Origin of the sequence: Citrobacter sp. Awk 2 (assembly GCF_028069815.1) — a bacterium.
Taxonomy (GTDB): Bacteria; Pseudomonadota; Gammaproteobacteria; order Enterobacterales; family Enterobacteriaceae; genus Citrobacter.
In genome coordinates this window covers 21,407-39,609 of the sequence record NZ_JANEWL010000018.1, presented here as the reverse complement: position 1 = coordinate 39,609, position 18,203 = coordinate 21,407, and the positions used below count along the sequence as shown (strand labels likewise).

The following is an 18,203-nucleotide window of genomic DNA, read 5'->3' as shown; positions in this document are numbered from 1 at the left end:
TGTGTACAAATGTACACAACCTTGCTAATGTTGTCTTCTTCCCTCTTTTCTTTGGCTCGAATTCATGACTGGCATCTCATCACGCAAAGCCTTAAGACGCCGTATGTGGGCTCTTTTCACGTTCTTCTTTTTACCAGGTTTGTTAATGGCTTCCTGGGCGACGCGTACCCCTGCCATCCGAGATATCCTCTCTATTTCCACCGCCGAAATGGGTGCGGTGTTGTTTGGACTCTCAATTGGCTCGATGAGCGGCATTCTTTGTTCGGCCTGGCTGGTGAAACGATTTGGCACACGAAACGTCATCCGCACCACCATGTCATGCGCGGTTCTGGGCATGGCAATTCTCAGCCTCGCATTATGGTTGCATTCCGCCTGGCTGTTTGCGTTTGGTCTGGGCGTGTTTGGCGCCAGTTTTGGCGCGGCTGAAGTTGCAATCAACGTCGAAGGCGCAGCGGTTGAGCGTGAAATGAACAAAACTGTGCTGCCGATGATGCATGGTTTTTACAGCCTGGGAACGCTGGCTGGCGCAGGTGTAGGCATGGTGCTTACCGCCGTCAGCGTCCCAGCGACGGCACATATTCTGCTGGCGGCGATGGTGGCTATTACCCCTATTTTTATCGCTATTAAGGCTATCCCCGACGGCACAGGTAAGAATGCGACTGACGGTTCGCACGCCGTTGAAAAAGGGTTGCCATTCTATCGCGATATTCAATTGCTGCTGATTGGCGTCGTGGTGCTGGCGATGGCGTTTGCCGAAGGTTCCGCCAACGACTGGCTTCCCTTACTGATGGTTGATGGGCATGGATTTAGCCCGACATCCGGATCGCTGATTTATGCCGGCTTTACGCTCGGTATGACCGTCGGGCGCTTCACCGGTGGCTGGTTCATCGACCGCTACAGCCGTGTGGCAGTAGTACGCGCCAGTGCACTGATGGGCGCGCTCGGTATCAGCCTGATCATTTTTGTCGACAGCTCATGGGTGGCAGGCGTCTCGGTGATCCTTTGGGGACTAGGGGCGTCTCTCGGCTTCCCGCTGACCATTTCGGCCGCCAGCGATACCGGCCCTGATGCGCCAACCCGCGTGAGCGTTGTTGCGACTACTGGCTATCTGGCATTCCTGGTCGGTCCGCCGCTGCTGGGTTATTTGGGTGAACACTATGGCCTGCGCAGCGCCATGCTGGTTGTGCTGGCGCTGGTGCTTGTCGCGGCCATCGTTGCGAAGGCTGTGGCTAAACCGGATGTCAAAAATACAACTGTGATGGAGAACGGCTAATGGGTATCAAGTTAATTGCAGTAGACATGGATGGCACGTTTTTAAGTGACCAAAAGACCTATAACCGCGAGCGGTTTATGGCGCAGTACCGTCAAATGAAAGCGCAGGGGATCCGCTTTGTGGTCGCCAGCGGCAATCAGTATTACCAGCTGATCTCTTTTTTCCCCGAACTGGCCAATGAAATCTCATTTGTGGCAGAAAACGGGGGCTGGGTGGTCAGCGAAGGGGAAGATATTTTTAACGGTGAACTGGCTAAAGACGATTTCCAGACCATCGTGGAGCATCTGCTAACCCGCGCAGACATCGAGATTATCGCCTGCGGTAAAAACAGCGCCTACACCCTGAAACAGTACAGCGATGAGCATAAATCCATCTCTGCCATGTATTATCACCGTCTTGAATTTGTCGATAACTTCGACAACATCAACGATGTATTCTTCAAGTTTGGGCTGAATATCTCTGACGATCGCATTCCCCAGGTGCAGGCAGATCTTCATGAGGCGATTGGCGACATTATGGTACCGGTGCATACCGGTTACGGCAGTATCGATTTAATTATTCCGGGCGTTCATAAAGCCAACGGTTTACGTCTGCTGCAACAACGCTGGAATATCAGCGACGATGAGGTCGTGGTATTTGGTGATGGTGGAAATGATATTGAGATGCTACGCCAGGCCGGATTTAGCTTCGCAATGGCCAACGCTCACGAACCTGTTGTTCAGGCAGCAAAATATCGTGCGGGTTCGAATAACGAAGAAGGCGTGCTGAATGTCATAGATCGTGTACTAAAAAATGAAGCGCCCTTTACTCGTTAACGCATCAGCACAGACGGCAACAAAATGATGGCATGATCTATTCATAATCCGCCTCAAATTAACCCGCTGGATTATTAACTCCAGTGAATATTTCAGGCGAGCGAATTATGAAGAAAAGTGTACTGATGGCAACAGTGTTGCTGGGATTTGCAGGAACAGCATTTGCGCAGAATGTTACTGTTGATGTGCCAAGCGGGTACAAAGTGGTGGTCGTTCCTTCTTCCGTCAACGTTCCGCAGGCGGTCAGTGTCACTACTGCCCCGCAAACGGTTTATGTTGCTCCGGCAGCCACTCCAGCCCCTGTTTACCGCGCACATCCGTATGCGCGTCATGTTGCCAGCGTAGGTGAAGGGATGGTCATTGAGCATCAGATTGACGACCATCACTAATGATTGCAAAGCCCGGAAACCGGGCTTTAACCTTCCCGGGAATTCCCTACCCGTTTATCTTTCAGGAAGATAACCATCAGAATCAACCACAGCACACCGCTCGCCAGATTAAACAGACTAAACAAGCCGTTTCCACCCAGCAGATAAGCATGTTTGCTCAGCTCAATACCGACGGTAAAGATCAGCATTTGCAGCATACCCATTGCTGCTGAAACGGTCCCTTTGCTCATTTCACTGGCAAACAGCGTCAGGCGCACCAACCCGGCATTCGCCACGCCAATGCCAAACGCATAAAGACTTAAACCTGCCGTCATCCACAGATACGCATGAGAAGAAACAACCGTGGCCGCGGCGGCAATGATCAATCCCACGGAGATTGGCCAGCCCCCCATGATAATCAGCGAGCGCACCGTGCGGCGTGATGTCAGACGCGCCAGCACCAGGTTACCCGCAATCAGTGCGCCAAAAATCGGTACCTGAAGCAGGCCATATTCGTAGCTGCTGAGATGTTCGCCACTGATAATAATGATCGGGGACTGCGCAATCCACGCCAGCAATGGCAGACTGACAAAGCCCAATGCTAGTGCACCTGCGACAAAACGCACATTCTTTAGCACCAGCTTATAATCTTTGCCCAACTCTTTGATGGAAAGCTTCTCGCCCAGACGGGTAGCCGTTTCCGGCATCGCGCGCTGCAGGCCAAAAAAGGCGATTGCAGCCAGTGCGGCAAACAGGACAAACATGCCTTCCCACGGAAGGACATGTACCCAGGCGGCTCCAACCAACGGTCCCAAAAGCGGTGCAATCAATGCTACGTTCGCCATTAGCGCAGTGATTTTAATGCACACCGCTTCTTCAAAGGACTCCTGAATGGCGGCGTAACCTACCGCGCCAATAAAGCACAGGCTAATCCCCTGTAAAAAACGCAGGAAAGTAAATTGCTCAATATTTTGTGCAAACAGCGTTGCGAGGCAGGTCACAATGAACCAAACCACCCCGGTTAACATCACCGGACGACGACCAACACGATCCGACAGCGGCCCTAACAACCACTGTAAAAACATGCCGCCTGCCAGATAAGCGGTCATGGACGTTGGAACCCAATCTAAACCGGCCTGATATTGCTCCACCACCGCCAACATTCCGGGTTGGATCATATCGTTACCGATATACGTAGAGAATTCGTAAAGCACCAGACAGAGAGGGAAAAGTAATGCCTGACGCCCCAAACGGGCGCCTGAAGATAAACGGTTCTGCATGCAATCTCTTAACAAATGAAAAAACGCGCAAAGTGTAATAAATGCGCCGTACTGGTGATAGTGAATTATGTGATTTGAAAGCAAAATGCGCACATTTTTACACTCAATTGCACGATAGCTTTTTGTTTTAAGGTTAATTTAAGTTGAGGCCGCTATCATGCTCAATAAGCCTCATTAATTGTCTTAAAAAGCGTCATTTAACAGACAAATAGGACAAGACCGCTTTTTATCGCCTGAAAGCAATTTTATGATCCCCCAATAGGGGCCTTTTTAACGATTACATTGAGTCTGGATGTTATGCTGGAAAATCTGAACAACTCGCTTTTTTACCTGATCAACGCCACGCCGGACTCTGCGCAATGGACGATCTCGCTCGCCATTTTTATTGCCAAAGATCTGATTAGCATCGTACCGCTACTGGCGATCATTCTCTGGCTTTGGGGACCGCAAAACCGCGTGACCATCCAGCGCCAGTTGGTCATAAAAATGGCGATTGCGCTGGCAGTCGGTCTGACCATTTCATGGTTCATGGGGCATTTATTCCCTCACGACCGGCCATTCGTCAATCATATCGGCTACAACTTCCTGCACCATGCTGCAGATGACTCTTTCCCGAGCGACCACGGTACGGTTATCTTTACCTTCGCGTTGGCCTTCCTGTTCTGGCACCGCCTGTGGTCCGGAGCACTGTTGATGGTCGTCGCCGTGGCGATTGCCTGGTCGCGTGTTTACCTCGGCGTACACTGGCCGCTGGATATGCTGGGGGGGTTACTGGCCGGTCTGATTGGCTGCCTGAGCGCCCAGATGATCTGGCAACGATTCGGCACAATCCTGTACCACGGTTTGCAGGCCTGCTATCGCACCTGCTTCGCCCTGCCTATTCGTAAAGGCTGGGTACGTGACTAACCCACGGTAAAGAGAGTAGTATTAAGCGCGAAACTGAGCACGTATTCTACTCTCCAGGGGAACTATGGAAACTCGACGCGACGAGCGTATTGGTCAATTACTGCAGGCGCTGAAACGCAGCGATAAATTACACCTAAAAGAAGCCGCGACACTGCTGGGTGTATCAGAAATGACCATTCGTCGCGATCTGAATAATAACACGGCCCCGGTCGTACTGCTTGGGGGCTATATTGTTCTGGAACCCCGGAGCGCCAGCCACTATTTAATCAGCGATCAAAAATCTCGCCTGGTTGATGAAAAACGTCGGGCAGCGCAGCAGGCAGCCAGCCTCGTCCAGGCACATCAGACCGTTTTCTTCGACTGCGGAACAACAACGCCGTGGATCATTGAAGCGATCGATAATGAACTACCGTTCACCGCAATATGCTATTCACTGAATACGTTTCTGGTGTTGCAGGAGAAACCACAGTGCCGCGTTATTTTATGTGGCGGCGAATTCCATGCCAGTAATGCTATTTTCAAGCCACTCGATTTCCAGGAAACCTTGAATAACGTCTGCCCGGATATCGCTTTTTATTCTGCAGCCGGCGTGCATATCGATAAAGGCGCAACCTGTTTTAACCTTGAGGAATTACCGGTTAAACACTGGGCGATGTCGATGGCGCAGTATCATGTTCTGGTGGTTGATCACAGCAAGTTCGGGAAGGTGCGTCCCGCGAGGATGGGCGAATTAAAACGCTTTGATACCATCATTAGCGATAACCGCCCGGATGATGCGTTTGTCGAGTATGCCAAAGCGCAACATATCAAATTGATGTACTGAATTTGTGCCGGATGACGATGCTATCACCTCGTCATCCGGCATCAGCAATTAAGAGAACCAGCCACCAAACCACTGGTGGAATTTCATCATAACGAAGTCCCACATCCGGCTAAAGAATCCCCCCTCTTCCACCGCTTCCATCACCATCAACGGACGCTGTTCAATAGATTTTCCGTTCAACTGGAAGTCGATTGTCCCCACAACCTGGCCTTTCTTCAGTGGCGCAGTCAGTTGTGGCTCTGTCAGGGTAAAGCTCGCCTTCAGGTTTTTCAGCTGGCCGCGCGGAATGGTTACAGACCCACCTTCCCCAGCGCCCAGATTGACTTCACTCTTATCACCAAACCAGACACGTTGGGTCACAAAGGTGGCATCCGGTTTAATCGGCGTAACGGTTTCAAAGAAGCGGAAACCCCATGTCAGCAGCTTTTCGGATTCATTAAAGCGAATGCGATCGGTTTTTGCCCCCAGCACCACGGAGATCAAACGCATATCGCCCTGTGTCGCGGATGCAACCAGGTTATAACCGGCTCCCGCCGTGGTGCCCGTTTTCATACCATCCACATTCAGGTTGGTACTCCACAGCAGGCGGTTACGGTTTGGCTGGCGAATTTTATTAAAGGTAAACTCTTTCTCTTTATGGATGGCGTACTCTTCCGGCACATCGTGGATTAACGCTTTACCCAACAATGCCATATCACGCGCGGTACTGAACTGCCCTGCGGCATCCAGGCCATGTACCGTCTGGAAAGTCGTGTTCGTCAGTCCCAGTTTTTGCGCATAGCCGTTCATCAAACCAATAAACGATTCCTGGCTTCCGGCAACATAATCAGCGAGCGCAATACAGGCATCATTACCAGACTGAATGATCACGCCTTTGTTCAGATCGGACACCGCAACCTGATCGCCAGGCTTGAGGAACATCACAGAAGAGCCGCGCAGAGCCGGATTCCCGGTAGCCCAGGCATCTTTCCCGACGGTAACCATGTCATTCAGATTAATTTTCCCGGCTTTTAGCGCCTGACCGACCACATAGCTGGTCATAATTTTGGTCAGACTGGCGGGGTCCAGTTTCTCATCGGCATTACCTTCCGCCAGCACTTTGCCGCTGGCGTAATCCATTAAGATCCACGCACGTGCGTCAACGCTCGGCGGGGCCGTTGGTTGTTCCGCCGCCTGTACGGTCGGCGCAAAAAGGATTAACAGTGCTGAACCTGCAGCAAGGCTGCGTAGGGAAGAGAAGTATTGCGTCATAAATGCCACCCGAGTATCCATTCCAAAAAACCACGTCATACCACACCGTGTTTACACAAAACCGGCCAAGTTGCCTCAGCCAACCATACAGAAAAGTTCTGATGGATGACGTGTAAAATAAGTGCGGTGAGTAATAACGCACTAACGAGCTTAAAGAAACCGTAAGTTGGTAAAGTTTTTAAAGTTTATGCAATAACGCTGCGCTGCGCTGCTCTCATCACGATTTTTTTGCGCCTTGTTGCGTAAATATTAGGTTTACCCCACCATGTGAGCGAGTCAGATAGAGAATGCAGCCATAACGCTGCTCAATTAATTTGCGGGGTTACTATGATTACACTGTGGGGTCGCAATAATTCGACCAACGTAAAAAAAGTATTGTGGACACTCGAAGAACTGGAACTGCCGTACAGCCAAATTCTGGCTGGCGGACAGCATGGCGTAAATCATGACGCAGACTATCTGGCGATGAACCCTAACGGGCTGGTACCACTGCTACGCGATGACGAAACAGACGTATTGCTGTGGGAATCCAATACCATTGTCCGCTACCTGGCGGCCCAGTACGGGCAAAAACGACTGTGGGTTGACGCCCCGGCGAAACGTGCCGAGGGCGAAAAATGGATGGACTGGGCTAACCAGACGCTGAGCCCTGCACATCGGGTTATCTTATTTGGTCTGGTCAGAACCCCTGCCGATCAACGCGACCAGACAGCCATCGAGGCTGGTGCGAAGGTCTGCGATAACCTGTTTGCCATTCTCGACAACGCACTGGCCGACCGGGCATGGTTCTCTGGCGCTGAATTTGGCACTGCGGACATCGCCGTCGCGCCGTTCATCTATAACCTGTTTAATGTCGGCTTAAGCTGGACGCCGCGCCCTCACCTGGAACGTTGGTATCAACAGCTCACCGAGCGCCCGGCATTCCAGAAAGTCGTGATGATCCCGGTCAGCTAATCCTGTCAGGGACTCACTTTCAGTAATTCCCCGTCGGACTCGTCGGTTAATACATACAAATAGCCGTCTGGTCCGACGCGCACATCGCGGATTCGCTGCCCTCTGTCATGCAAAATTCGCCCGTCTTCCGTCACTGTATTGCCTTTCACGCTTAACACAATCACCCCCTGTTCTTTCAGCGCGCCAATAAACAGTTTGTGTCGCCACTGTGGGAACGTATCGTGGTTATAAAAGGCCATCCCACTGACTGCAGGTGATTTTTCCCAGTAAAAGATAGGCTGCTCAGTGCCCGCCACAATAGAGCCTTTTGCTTCGGGTATGTTGAAACCACTGTAGTTAACACCCCATGTCGCGATTGGCCACCCATAGTTTTTACCTTTCTCGGGGATATTGATCTCATCTCCGCCACGCGGACCATGCTCGTTGAGCCACAACGCATCGCTCCAGGGATTCATCGCCATCCCCTGCGGATTACGGATGCCATACGACCATATTTCAGCCCGCGCGCCAGTCTGATTCACAAACGGGTTATCCGGTGGAATTTTGCCCTCGTCTGTTAGTCGAACCACTTTGCCCTGTAATTTATCCAGCTTCTGAGCGGTTATGCGCTGGTTATTCTCGCCAAGGCCTATAAACAGATAACCTTTGCCATCAAATACCATACGCCCGCCAAAATGGTTCCCGGTTGATAACTTAGGCATTTGGCGGAATACCGTCTGGAAGCCCTGCAGGTGTTGACGATTGTCACTTAACCGTCCGTAGCCCACTGCTGTTCCGGCTTTCCCTTCACTGTCAGCTTCCGCAAAGCTAAGCCATACCCGCCGGGATTGGGCAAAATCTGGCGCTAACACCACATCGAGCAAGCCGCCCTGGCCATTCGCCCAAACCTTAGGGACGCCAGTCAGTGGATCGGAAAGCCCCTTATCGGGTTGCCAGAGCCGAAGCTGCCCTCCTCTGAGCGTAATCAGCATACTGCGATTATCCGGTAAAAAGGCCAGCGACCACGGGTGGTCGAGCTTGGTTTGCAGGACCTCCACCTTGACGGCAGCGGCATAGGGGGAAAGCAACGCCAATGAGGCAACACAGAGAAAGAGTCGACGCATAGCACCTCCTTAATGGCTCTGCTTAAAGCGTAGCCAGCAAGGGGAATTATCCCGCCACCTTTACATAATCTTAACGAAAAGGGGGAGCGCTCTCCCCCTGGTTCAGATGTGTTCCAGCGTTGAATAAGCTTGCAAACTCTGGATACTCAGCGTCAGCGTTGTCAGGCAGTTTTCCAGTTTCTCTGCGTTAACGGCAATAAAGTTCGGACAATCATGATGTCCACTCATCAGACAAACAGCGGTGGCGGCTAACGCCCCTTCAGCACGACGAAGGGCATTCCACTCTTCCTGATCAAGATGCATACCGTGGAGCTGTGATTGATCGTGCAATTCGCGATTCAGTTCAAAAAAGCTATCACGCAGACGATCGCTCTCGCTGACTGACATATAGCCTTTCGCTTTTCTCAACAGCAGATAAGCGGCAAGATCGATACGGGCGTTTATCAATTTGTTGAGAAGATCGGTTCTCAGTCTGTCAACAACCATACCTTGTTCCTCCTCTTTCCAACCATGGTGCAACTTAATAGTATGGTTGTTTTTTGCACAAATTGATGCTCTATATCAATAAAGCCTAATTGATTAACATAATTTACAATGTTACAACTTTCGGCCTAATGCAGGTGTTGCACTTACACAAAACATCGCGTTTCTGGCATACCGAACATTTTTTGCTATACCTGAAGTGATTACTGCCATAGCGCTGATTATGAGGGATGTATGTCAAAAGCAAGTGATGCAGAAAAAATACGTACACTATCCAAAATCGATCTGAATTTGCTGACAATTTTCTGTTTGATCTATAGCGTGGGTAGTATTTCCAGAGTCGCTGACATGCTGAACATTTCACCTTCTGCCGTTAGCCAGTCACTACGAAAACTGCGAGAAATGATGGGAGATAATCTCTTTGTCCGTAGCGGAAACGCGCTGTTGCCGACCGTCTACTCTGATGAACTTTATGACAATACGATCCCAATTATCGACAAACTATCGACGCTGATGCCGCTTTCCTCTCCGGCGGCGAAAAAAAGGCTAACGCTGTATACCGAGTCATTTATTTCCCCGATTGTTATTCCCGATGTCACAGCCAGAATAATCAATACCGATGCGGATATCAGCCTCCTGCACCTCACCGCTGATTTAAACGAGCAGAGCATTGTTGAGTTATTAAACATGCGCCAGGCCGATGTGGTGTTTTCAACATTTTCCGTTGAATCAGGAAATATCACCTGCCAGAAAATATCTGATATGCGACTGGTCCTTGTCGCCTCGCAGAATAATACGTTATACGGAAATGCAATTACAGAGGAGCAGTTCAGAAGTGCCAATCTGGTGGGTTACAATACCAAGAATGAAAAAATAATTTACCACCGGAGTATTGTGGATAAAAAATTCAGAACCGGTGAACGTTGTCTGCTGACCTCTTCTTTTACGGCAATACTGACTATTGTGTCCACAACCCAATGCTTAGGGGTGATCCCGGAAAAGGTATTCGAAACACACGCGCATCTGTATGGTCTTAAAAAGATAAACACACCATTTCCGTTACCGCAATTTAGTGTATTTTCTTCTTCACGCAAAGATGGTGCGGCCCATAAAATACTGTCACCCATTCTGACTGATTTACAAACGACCTCCCGGTGATAAATTCCCGGGAGGCCAGATGTCGCCATTAATAACTACACACGGATTTTAGCGATACGCCAGATATGGTCAGCATATTCCTGTACCGTTCTGTCTGACGAGAAATACCCCATATTAGCAATATTATGCATCGTCTTTGTCGTCCACTCGCGGGGATAACGATATAACTCATCTACCGAATCCTGGCAGTCCACATAGCTGCGGTAATCCGCTAATACCTGATAGTAGTCGCCAAAGTTGATTAGCGAATCCAGCACATCTCTGTAGCGTCCGGGCTCTTCCGGGCTGAACACACCCGTACCAATTTGCGTCAGTACCTGATGTAACTCCGCATCGTTTTCAAAAATACAGCGCGGGTCATAGCCATCGCGACGTAGCGCATCAACCTCACTCGCCGTATTACCAAAGATAAAGATGTTATCTTCCCCAACGTATTCACGCATTTCTATATTCGCACCATCCAGCGTACCGATCGTTAGCGCCCCATTCAGCCCAAACTTCATGTTGCTGGTACCGGATGCTTCCGTCCCGGCCAGGGATATTTGTTCAGAAAGATCGGCTGCCGGAATGATCATTTGCGCCAGGCTAACGTTGTAATCCGGGATAAACACCACCTTCAGCTTGCCGCCAATTTGCGGATCGTTATTCACTAATCTCGCCACATCATTAATTAGGCGAATGATCTGTTTCGCCATGTGATAGGACGACGCCGCTTTGCCCGCAAAGATATTCACACGCGGCACCCAGGTAGCATCCGGTGCCGCTTTAATGCGGTTATAGCGAGTGATGACATGGAGCACATTCAGTAACTGCCGCTTATATTCATGAATACGCTTCACCTGCACATCAAACAACGCACCAGAATCCACCACCACCCCATACCGTGTTGCAATATGGTGCGCCAGTCGCTGCTTGTTTACTCGTTTCGCTCGATATACCGCCTCATTCACCGACGGATAATCAATATACTGCTTCAGCTCGCCCAACTGCATTAACCGGGTCCGCCAGCTATCACCGATATTCTCATCCAGCACTTTTGCAAGCGGAGGATTAGCCAGCGCCAGCCAGCGGCGAGCCGTGACACCATTGGTCACATTGGTGAAACGCAGCGGAAAGATGCGTGCAAAGTCAGCAAACAGTGATTCCGTCATCAATTTGGAATGGAGTGCCGACACGCCGTTTACCTTATGACTAACCACGACTGCCAGCCAGGCCATGCGCACCACTCGACCATGGGATTCATCAATGAGCGATACACGTTTCAACAGCTCACTGTCATCACGATATCGCTCCTGCAACGTCTTCAGAAAGCGATCGTTAATTTCGAAAATAATCTGCAAGTGACGCGGCAAAAGTCGACTCAGCATCTCGACCGGCCATGTCTCCAGCGCCTCACTCATCAGCGTGTGATTGGTGTATGAAAAAATCTGACAGGTCACATCAAACGCGTTATCCCAACTGAACTGGTGATGATCAATTAGCAGACGCATCAGCTCCGGAATCGCCAGGACCGGGTGAGTATCATTGAGGTGAATCGCAATTTTATCCGCCAGATTATCGTAAGTCCGGTGTAACTGGTAATGGCGACTCAGGATATCCTGAATCGTTGCCGAGGCCAGAAAATAAGCCTGCCGCAAGCGCAGTTCACGCCCTGCATCGGTGGAATCATCCGGATACAGGACCCGTGAAATCCGATCAAAGTGGTATTTATTTTCCACTTCGGTGGCAAAGTCATCATGTGGATTTAATTTCCCGGCATTGACCTCACTATTCACCTGTACATTCCACAGCCGCAGCGTATTCGTTGTGTCGGTCGCATAGCCGGGAATAATCTGGTCATGTGCAACAGCCAGAATATCCTCGGTTTCAATCCAGCGGGCTTTATTCCCCTCCAGTTGCACGCGTCCGCCAAAACGCACTTTATAATGCGTATTATGACGTTTGAACTCCCATGGGTTCCCGTATTCCAGCCAGTAGTCCAGAGACTCTTTTTGAACACCATCGATGATATTTTGTTTAAACATACCGTAGTTGTAGCGAATACCGTAACCGCATCCAGGTAAGCCCAGCGTTGCCAGCGAATCAAGGAAACAGGCCGCCAGACGACCCAGGCCGCCATTTCCGAGCCCAGGGTCATTCTCCTCGTCGATCAACTCTTCCAGATCCAGCCCCATGGCCTCCAGCGCGCTCCGGACTTCATCATATAAGCCCAAAGAGAGTAGCGCATTGGAGAGCGTACGGCCGATGAGAAACTCCATCGACAGATAATAAACCTGGCGGGCATCCTGAGAGAATTGTGCCCGATTAGAGCGGTGCCACCGCTCAACCATGCGATCGCGTACAGCATATAACGTTGCATTCAACCACTCCCGTTTCGTGGCAATGGCGGGATCTTTACCGATAGTAAATAAAAGCTTATTGGCGATATCATCTCTCAGCTTATCAACATCAGAATCCGGGGCGACCGGAAGCGGTGAAATATACATATGGGCATTACCTTTCATAATATTGTAGGATACGTAACAGACAGGTGAATTATTTAAAATCTGCTTTGCGAACGTCAGTTTTATTTCGAATGACTTCATGACTGGCGAGAAAACTTAATTCCGACATTAATACCCGCCAACTCAGCCCCGTAGCCAGGGAGATATAATATAAACTCACTCCGTTAGCATACAGTGTTTTAGCCATTTCAAGTTTCGACTTCAAAACAATCTCTTTCAAAATAAACCTCATTAATAACGCTCGACGAGATAAAATTTACGATAATAAGTTTCTATAGCCAAGAAGTGGCACTTAAAGCCGGAATTAGACTCGCTAAACACCTTTCACTAACAGAAACACGCAATGGGTATTCTCTGCGTATTATGCCGATCAGATATAGATGTCGTGTGAAGGCATCTGTATAATCCCCCGATTACGAGCAATGTACAGTATAAGAAAATGGCAAAAATTGGTTTTATATCACTAGGTTGTCCGAAAAACCTCGTCGATTCTGAGCGCATCCTGACCGAACTTCGTACCGAAGGCTATGATGTTGTGCCAAGTTACGACGATGCGGATATGGTCATCGTTAACACCTGCGGCTTTATCGACAGCGCCGTTCAGGAGTCACTGGAAGCCATTGGCGAAGCGCTGAACGAAAACGGTAAGGTGATCGTCACCGGCTGTCTGGGCGCGAAAGTCGATCAGATCCGTGAAGTCCACCCGAAGGTGCTGGAAATTACCGGACCGCACAGCTACGAACAGGTTCTGGAGCACGTGCATCACTACGTGCCGAAGCCGAAGCACAACCCGTTCCAGAGTCTGGTTCCAGAGCAGGGTGTCAAACTGACCCCGCGCCATTATGCCTATTTGAAGATTTCTGAAGGCTGTAATCACCGCTGCACATTCTGCATTATTCCATCCATGCGTGGTGATCTGGTGAGCCGTCCGATTGGCGACGTTCTTAGCGAAGCTAAACGTCTGGTCGATGCAGGCGTGAAAGAGATTCTGGTGATCTCCCAGGATACTTCTGCTTACGGTGTGGATGTGAAGCATCGTACCGGTTTCCATAACGGCGAGCCGGTTAAAACCAGCATGGTTGACCTGTGCGAACAGTTGTCAAAACTGGGCATCTGGACCCGTCTGCACTACGTCTATCCGTATCCGCACGTCGATGATGTGATCCCGCTGATGGCGGAAGGGAAAATCCTGCCGTATCTGGATATCCCACTGCAGCACGCCAGCCCGCGTATTCTGAAACTCATGAAACGCCCTGGTTCTGTGGACCGACAGCTGGCACGGATTAAACAGTGGCGTGAGATCTGCCCTGAACTGACCCTGCGTTCAACGTTTATTGTTGGCTTCCCGGGCGAAACCGAAGAAGACTTCCAGATGCTGCTCGACTTCCTGAAAGAAGCGCGTCTTGACCGCGTCGGCTGCTTTAAATACAGCCCGGTAGAAGGTGCAGGAGCCAACGATCTGCCAGATCAAATCCCGGAAGAGGTAAAAGAAGAACGCTGGAACCGCTTTATGCAACTGCAGCAGCAGATCTCTGCTGAACGTTTGCAGGAGAAAGTAGGCCGCGAGATTCTGGTCATCGTTGATGAAGTTGACGAAGAAGGCGCGATTGGTCGAAGTATGGCTGATGCTCCTGAAATCGACGGTGCGGTATATCTGAATGGCGAAACCAACGTGAAGCCTGGCGATATCATCCGCGTGAAAGTCGAGAACGCAGATGAATACGACCTGTGGGGCACGCGCGTTTAAATAATCGTAACCCAACGTAGGCCGGATAAGGCATTTATGCCGCATCCGGCAACGCCTGATGGCGACGCTGATGCGTCTTATCAGGCCTACGGTTCACCCTTTAATTTTCGGATCCAGCGCGTCGCGCAACCCATCCCCCAGCAGGTTAAACGCCAGCACCGTCAGGAATATCGCCACCGCCGGGAAAATCGCCACGTGGGGCGCGATCACCATATCAGCCCGCGCTTCATTGAGCATGGCTCCCCATTCCGGCGTCGGCGGCTGTGCCCCTAAACCCAGGAATGACAGACTTGCGGCAGAAATGATTGACGTCCCGATGCGCATGGTGAAAAAAACCACGATTGAAGAGACCGTACCCGGCAAAATATGGTTAAAGATAATGGTCGCGTCGCTGGCACCAATGCTGCGTGCTGACTCAATAAATGTTTGTTGCTTAAGCACCAACGTATTGCCACGAACCAGTCGCGCAAAAGCCGGAATGGAAAATACCGCAACCGCAATAATCACATTCGCAATCCCGCTTCCCAACACCGCCACCACTGCTATTGCCAGCAATATCCCCGGAAAGGCGAACAGCACGTCGCAGATACGCATAATCAGTCGGTCCCACCAGCCTTCGTAATACCCGGCCAGCAGCCCCAGCACCGTGCCAATCGCCGCGCCAATAAAGACGGCAAAGACCCCGGCCGCCAGCGAAATTTGTGCGCCAACCAGTACGCGGCTAAAAATATCCCTGCCTAACGAATCCACGCCAAACCAGTGCAGCATCGACGGTCCGTCATTCAGCCGGTCGTAATCGAAGTAGTTTTCAGCATCAAACGGGGTCAACCAACGGGCAAAGATGGCCACCAGGATCAGGGCCAGCACAAATAACCCAGCGATCATCGCAACATGTTGACGACGAAAACGACGCCAGAACTCATGCCACGGCGTACGTATTTGATCTGGCTTAACGAGGGGCATCGCATTTAAAATCGCCTGTCGGCGCCAGTTAAAAAATCGCATCCTTACTTGTACCTGATAGCCGGATTAATGGCGGCATAGAGTACATCCACCACTAAGTTGATAAGAATAAATTCCAGGGAGAACAACAACACTTCAGCCTGGATCACCGGATAGTCACGCATTTCAACTGAGTCGACCAACAATCGCCCAAGCCCAGGCCAGTTGAATACCTTCTCAACCACAATCGAGCCACCCAGCAAAAAGCCAAACTGCAGCCCCATCATCGTGACAACCGGGATCATCGCGTTACGCAGACCATGTTTTAGCACCACCCAGGTTTCACTCACTCCCTTCGCCCGCGCGGTGCGCATATAGTCCTCGCTAAGCACATCGACAAACGAGGCGCGGGTAAAACGGGCGAGTACCGCCGCCACCGCCGCCCCTAGCGTGATTGAAGGGAGAATGTAGTGCAACCAGGTATCCGCGCCTACGGTCGGTAGCCAACCCAACTCAACGGAAAAGATCTGCATTAACAGCATGCCAAGCGCAAAGGCCGGGAAAGAGATCCCAGTGACCGCCAGCGTCATACTCAACCTGTCAGGCCAGCGGTTGCGCCAAACAGCGGCAATGATCCCCGCCGTCATACCAAACAAAACCGCCCACGCCATGCTGGCGATCGTCAGCCACAGCGACGGCATAAAACGGCTGGCAATCTCGTCGGCAACCGGACGGCGAGAAACCATCGAGGTACCGAAATCGCCTTGTAATACGTTGGTCATGTAATGCCAGAATTGAACGTGCAGCGGCTGATCCAGGCCCAACTGCCGACGTACCAACTCAATCACCTCTGCATCGGCCTCCGGCCCGGCAATAAGCCGCGCCGGATCGCCGGGTAGCAAGTGAACAAACAAAAACACCAGCACCGCCACAATTAACAGCGTCGGAATCAACCCCAGCAGGCGCTTGAAAACATAGTTGAGCATCAGACTCCCTTCGCCGGCCCCGTCCATGCGGGGCCGAATGAATAGCTTATTTCAAATCCGCGTCATCAAAACTAAACCCGGTGTCAGGCATGATCCAGAATCCGGTCAAATTCGTACTGTGCGCCGAGATCAGTTTTTCCACCACCAGCGGGATCCACGGCGACTCTTTCCAGATAATATCCTGCGCGTCTTTGTACAACTGCGCTTTTTGCGCCGGATCGTTGGTCTGCAATGCCGCCGTTAAATCATTGTCCACCTGCTTGTTACTGTAGAACGCGGTATTAAACAAGGTTGGCGGCCAGTTCTGTGACGCAAACAGCGGCGACAGCGCCCAGTCCGCTTCGCCCGTAGACGCCGACCAGCCGGTGTAGAACATCCTTACCCCGCTTTCTTTCTGCGCCTTGCCCTCGACTTCTGCTGCCCGCTGCCCGGCATCCATCGCCGTGACCTGAGCCTTCACGCCCACCTGCGCCAGCTGTTGCTGGGTAAATTGCAGCACTTTCTGCGCGGTACTGTGGTTATGGGATGACCACAGCGTGGTGGTAAAGCCGTTGGGATAACCCGCTTCTTTCAGTAATTCGCGTGCTTTTGCCGGATCGTAAGGCCACGGCGTGTAGTTTTGCGCATAGGCTATCGATGGCGGAAGAACGCCAGTTGCCGGCGTGGCATAACCCGCAAACGCCACTTTCACCAACGCCTGACGGTTGATGGCATAATTCAACGCCTCGCGCACCTTCGGATTATCGAACGGTTTTTGCGTGACGTTCATGCTGATATAACGCTGCATAATAGACGGGCTGGCGACCAGTTCCAGGTTTTTATTCTTCGCCAGTAACGCGGCCTGCTCGTACGGAATGGGGAAAGCAAACTGCGCTTCCCCGGTTTGCAGCATTGCCGCACGCGTATTGTTGTCCGTTACCGGACGCCAGGTAATCGTATCAAGCTTTGGCAACCCTTGCTGCCAGTAGCCCGCGAACTTCTTAACTTTGACAAAGTCGGTCTGATTCCAGGTTTCAAGCTGGTACGGCCCCGTCCCTACCGGATGGAAACCGATCTCTTTCCCGTATTTCTCCAGCGCGGCCGGAGATATCATCGCCGTAGCCGGATGCGCCAGAATATTGATAAAGGCAGAGAATGGCTGCTTCAGCGTAATCTTCACCGTAGCGGGATCAACAACCTCGGTTTTATCGATATTCTTATACAGGTTATAACGTTTAAGGTGATTTTCCGGATTGCTGGCGCGGTCAAGGTTGGCTTTTACCGCAGCCGCATTGAAGTCAGTCCCATCCTGAAACTTCACGCCCTGTCGCAGTTTAACGGTATACGTCAGGCCATCATCAGAAACGGTATAGCTTTCCGCCAACACATTTTTCAGCTTCATCTCTTTATCAAGGCCGAACAGTCCCTGGTAAAACGACTTGGCTACCGCCTGCGACAACGTGTCGTTGGCATCATAAGGGTCGAGCGTGGTGAAATTGGACCCTACCGCAACCACCACATCTTTGGCAGCCCAGGACGGGGATGCAGCCAGCGCTGAGGCGACCCCCAGAGCAACCAGCCATTTACGAGCAACAATTTTTGCCATGTTATTCTCCTTAAACCCTGCCTGC

General features: G+C 51.1%; 16 protein-coding genes. 8 read left to right on the top strand and 8 right to left on the bottom strand.

Going from position 1 to position 18,203, the window contains the following annotated elements:
* Positions 1-64 precede the first annotated feature (64 nt).
* From NNO02_RS07315 to NNO02_RS07305, 3 genes are all read left to right on the top strand, one after another.
* Positions 65-1,273, top strand: a complete 1,209-nt coding sequence (locus tag NNO02_RS07315; protein WP_271454504.1) for an MFS transporter — start codon at positions 65-67, stop codon at positions 1,271-1,273.
* The gene (locus NNO02_RS07310; protein ID WP_271440621.1) at positions 1,273-2,088 is read left to right on the top strand and encodes a Cof-type HAD-IIB family hydrolase; all 816 of its coding nucleotides are present in this window, start codon (positions 1,273-1,275) and stop codon (positions 2,086-2,088) included. The genes NNO02_RS07315 and NNO02_RS07310 overlap by 1 nt, the downstream gene beginning before the upstream one ends.
* A 107-nt stretch (positions 2,089-2,195) precedes the next feature.
* Positions 2,196-2,477, top strand: coding sequence for a hypothetical protein (locus tag NNO02_RS07305; protein ID WP_271440620.1), 282 nt, complete (start codon positions 2,196-2,198; stop codon positions 2,475-2,477).
* Positions 2,478-2,503: 26 nt separating this feature from the next.
* Here NNO02_RS07305 and NNO02_RS07300 read toward each other — a convergent pair whose 3' ends face one another.
* Positions 2,504-3,736: an MFS transporter gene (locus NNO02_RS07300; protein ID WP_048212167.1), complete on the bottom strand. Its 1,233-nt coding sequence runs from the start codon at positions 3,734-3,736 to the stop codon at positions 2,504-2,506.
* Between the two features lie 297 nt (positions 3,737-4,033).
* Here NNO02_RS07300 and ybjG point away from each other — a divergent pair, with 297 nt between their 5' ends.
* Together ybjG and deoR are read left to right on the top strand one after the other, a co-directional pair.
* Complete coding sequence (gene ybjG, locus NNO02_RS07295; RefSeq protein ID WP_271454503.1) at positions 4,034-4,642, top strand: undecaprenyl-diphosphate phosphatase; 609 nt, start codon at positions 4,034-4,036, stop codon at positions 4,640-4,642.
* Positions 4,643-4,706: 64 nt separating this feature from the next.
* Positions 4,707-5,465 carry a DNA-binding transcriptional repressor DeoR gene (gene deoR / locus NNO02_RS07290; protein ID WP_048212169.1) on the top strand — a complete coding sequence of 253 codons (759 nt, stop codon included), beginning with the start codon at positions 4,707-4,709 and terminating at the stop codon, positions 5,463-5,465.
* Positions 5,466-5,513: 48 nt separating this feature from the next.
* Here deoR and dacC read toward each other — a convergent pair whose 3' ends face one another.
* Positions 5,514-6,716 (bottom strand): serine-type D-Ala-D-Ala carboxypeptidase, encoded by a 1,203-nt coding sequence (dacC, locus tag NNO02_RS07285; protein ID WP_137384369.1) that lies wholly within the window; start codon positions 6,714-6,716, stop codon positions 5,514-5,516.
* 327 nt (positions 6,717-7,043) lie between these two features.
* Here dacC and NNO02_RS07280 point away from each other — a divergent pair, with 327 nt between their 5' ends.
* Positions 7,044-7,670, top strand: a complete 627-nt coding sequence (locus tag NNO02_RS07280) for a glutathione S-transferase family protein (RefSeq protein WP_271449695.1) — start codon at positions 7,044-7,046, stop codon at positions 7,668-7,670.
* A gap of 5 nt (positions 7,671-7,675) precedes the next feature.
* On the opposite strand, the gene NNO02_RS07275 is transcribed toward NNO02_RS07280, so the two are convergent.
* Together NNO02_RS07275 and bssR are read right to left on the bottom strand one after the other, a co-directional pair.
* Positions 7,676-8,773 (bottom strand): PQQ-dependent sugar dehydrogenase, encoded by a 1,098-nt coding sequence (locus tag NNO02_RS07275; RefSeq protein WP_271454502.1) that lies wholly within the window; start codon positions 8,771-8,773, stop codon positions 7,676-7,678.
* 102 nt (positions 8,774-8,875) lie between these two features.
* Positions 8,876-9,259, bottom strand: coding sequence for a biofilm formation regulator BssR (bssR, locus tag NNO02_RS07270; protein WP_202039054.1), 384 nt, complete (start codon positions 9,257-9,259; stop codon positions 8,876-8,878).
* A gap of 231 nt (positions 9,260-9,490) precedes the next feature.
* Here bssR and NNO02_RS07265 point away from each other — a divergent pair, with 231 nt between their 5' ends.
* Positions 9,491-10,414 carry a LysR family transcriptional regulator gene (locus NNO02_RS07265; RefSeq protein ID WP_271454501.1) on the top strand — a complete coding sequence of 308 codons (924 nt, stop codon included), beginning with the start codon at positions 9,491-9,493 and terminating at the stop codon, positions 10,412-10,414.
* 35 nt (positions 10,415-10,449) lie between these two features.
* On the opposite strand, the gene glgP is transcribed toward NNO02_RS07265, so the two are convergent.
* Positions 10,450-12,900 carry a glycogen phosphorylase gene (gene glgP / locus NNO02_RS07260; protein WP_271454500.1) on the bottom strand — a complete coding sequence of 817 codons (2,451 nt, stop codon included), beginning with the start codon at positions 12,898-12,900 and terminating at the stop codon, positions 10,450-10,452.
* A 457-nt stretch (positions 12,901-13,357) separates the two neighbouring features.
* Here glgP and rimO point away from each other — a divergent pair, with 457 nt between their 5' ends.
* Positions 13,358-14,665 carry a 30S ribosomal protein S12 methylthiotransferase RimO gene (rimO, locus tag NNO02_RS07255; RefSeq protein WP_271449699.1) on the top strand — a complete coding sequence of 436 codons (1,308 nt, stop codon included), beginning with the start codon at positions 13,358-13,360 and terminating at the stop codon, positions 14,663-14,665.
* A gap of 93 nt (positions 14,666-14,758) precedes the next feature.
* Here rimO and gsiD read toward each other — a convergent pair whose 3' ends face one another.
* Genes gsiD through gsiB form a run of 3 tightly spaced genes read right to left on the bottom strand, consistent with a single transcriptional unit; the run spans position 14,759 to position 18,178 of the window.
* A complete protein-coding gene (gene gsiD / locus NNO02_RS07250; RefSeq protein WP_137384301.1) occupies positions 14,759-15,670 on the bottom strand; it encodes a glutathione ABC transporter permease GsiD in 912 nt (303 codons plus the stop codon).
* A gap of 2 nt (positions 15,671-15,672) precedes the next feature.
* Positions 15,673-16,593, bottom strand: a complete 921-nt coding sequence (gene gsiC, locus NNO02_RS07245; RefSeq protein ID WP_137384302.1) for a glutathione ABC transporter permease GsiC — start codon at positions 16,591-16,593, stop codon at positions 15,673-15,675.
* 46 nt (positions 16,594-16,639) lie between these two features.
* Positions 16,640-18,178: a glutathione ABC transporter substrate-binding protein GsiB gene (gene gsiB / locus NNO02_RS07240; protein ID WP_271454499.1), complete on the bottom strand. Its 1,539-nt coding sequence runs from the start codon at positions 18,176-18,178 to the stop codon at positions 16,640-16,642.
* Positions 18,179-18,203 lie beyond the last annotated feature (25 nt).

Excerpts from the sequence above, each read along its gene's own strand:
- NNO02_RS07315 (WP_271454504.1), top strand. The coding sequence starts at position 65 with ATGACTGGCATCTCATCACGCAAAGCCTTAAGACGCCGTATGTGGGCT.
- NNO02_RS07310 (WP_271440621.1), top strand. The coding sequence starts at position 1,273 with ATGGGTATCAAGTTAATTGCAGTAGACATGGATGGCACGTTTTTAAGT.
- NNO02_RS07305 (WP_271440620.1), top strand. The coding sequence starts at position 2,196 with ATGAAGAAAAGTGTACTGATGGCAACAGTGTTGCTGGGATTTGCAGGA.
- NNO02_RS07300 (WP_048212167.1), bottom strand. The coding sequence starts at position 3,736 with ATGCAGAACCGTTTATCTTCAGGCGCCCGTTTGGGGCGTCAGGCATTA.
- ybjG (WP_271454503.1), top strand. The coding sequence starts at position 4,034 with ATGCTGGAAAATCTGAACAACTCGCTTTTTTACCTGATCAACGCCACG.
- deoR (WP_048212169.1), top strand. The coding sequence starts at position 4,707 with ATGGAAACTCGACGCGACGAGCGTATTGGTCAATTACTGCAGGCGCTG.
- dacC (WP_137384369.1), bottom strand. The coding sequence starts at position 6,716 with ATGACGCAATACTTCTCTTCCCTACGCAGCCTTGCTGCAGGTTCAGCA.
- NNO02_RS07280 (WP_271449695.1), top strand. The coding sequence starts at position 7,044 with ATGATTACACTGTGGGGTCGCAATAATTCGACCAACGTAAAAAAAGTA.
- NNO02_RS07275 (WP_271454502.1), bottom strand. The coding sequence starts at position 8,773 with ATGCGTCGACTCTTTCTCTGTGTTGCCTCATTGGCGTTGCTTTCCCCC.
- bssR (WP_202039054.1), bottom strand. The coding sequence starts at position 9,259 with ATGGTTGTTGACAGACTGAGAACCGATCTTCTCAACAAATTGATAAAC.
- NNO02_RS07265 (WP_271454501.1), top strand. The coding sequence starts at position 9,491 with ATGTCAAAAGCAAGTGATGCAGAAAAAATACGTACACTATCCAAAATC.
- glgP (WP_271454500.1), bottom strand. The coding sequence starts at position 12,900 with ATGTATATTTCACCGCTTCCGGTCGCCCCGGATTCTGATGTTGATAAG.
- rimO (WP_271449699.1), top strand. The coding sequence starts at position 13,358 with ATGGCAAAAATTGGTTTTATATCACTAGGTTGTCCGAAAAACCTCGTC.
- gsiD (WP_137384301.1), bottom strand. The coding sequence starts at position 15,670 with ATGCGATTTTTTAACTGGCGCCGACAGGCGATTTTAAATGCGATGCCC.
- gsiC (WP_137384302.1), bottom strand. The coding sequence starts at position 16,593 with ATGCTCAACTATGTTTTCAAGCGCCTGCTGGGGTTGATTCCGACGCTG.
- gsiB (WP_271454499.1), bottom strand. The coding sequence starts at position 18,178 with ATGGCAAAAATTGTTGCTCGTAAATGGCTGGTTGCTCTGGGGGTCGCC.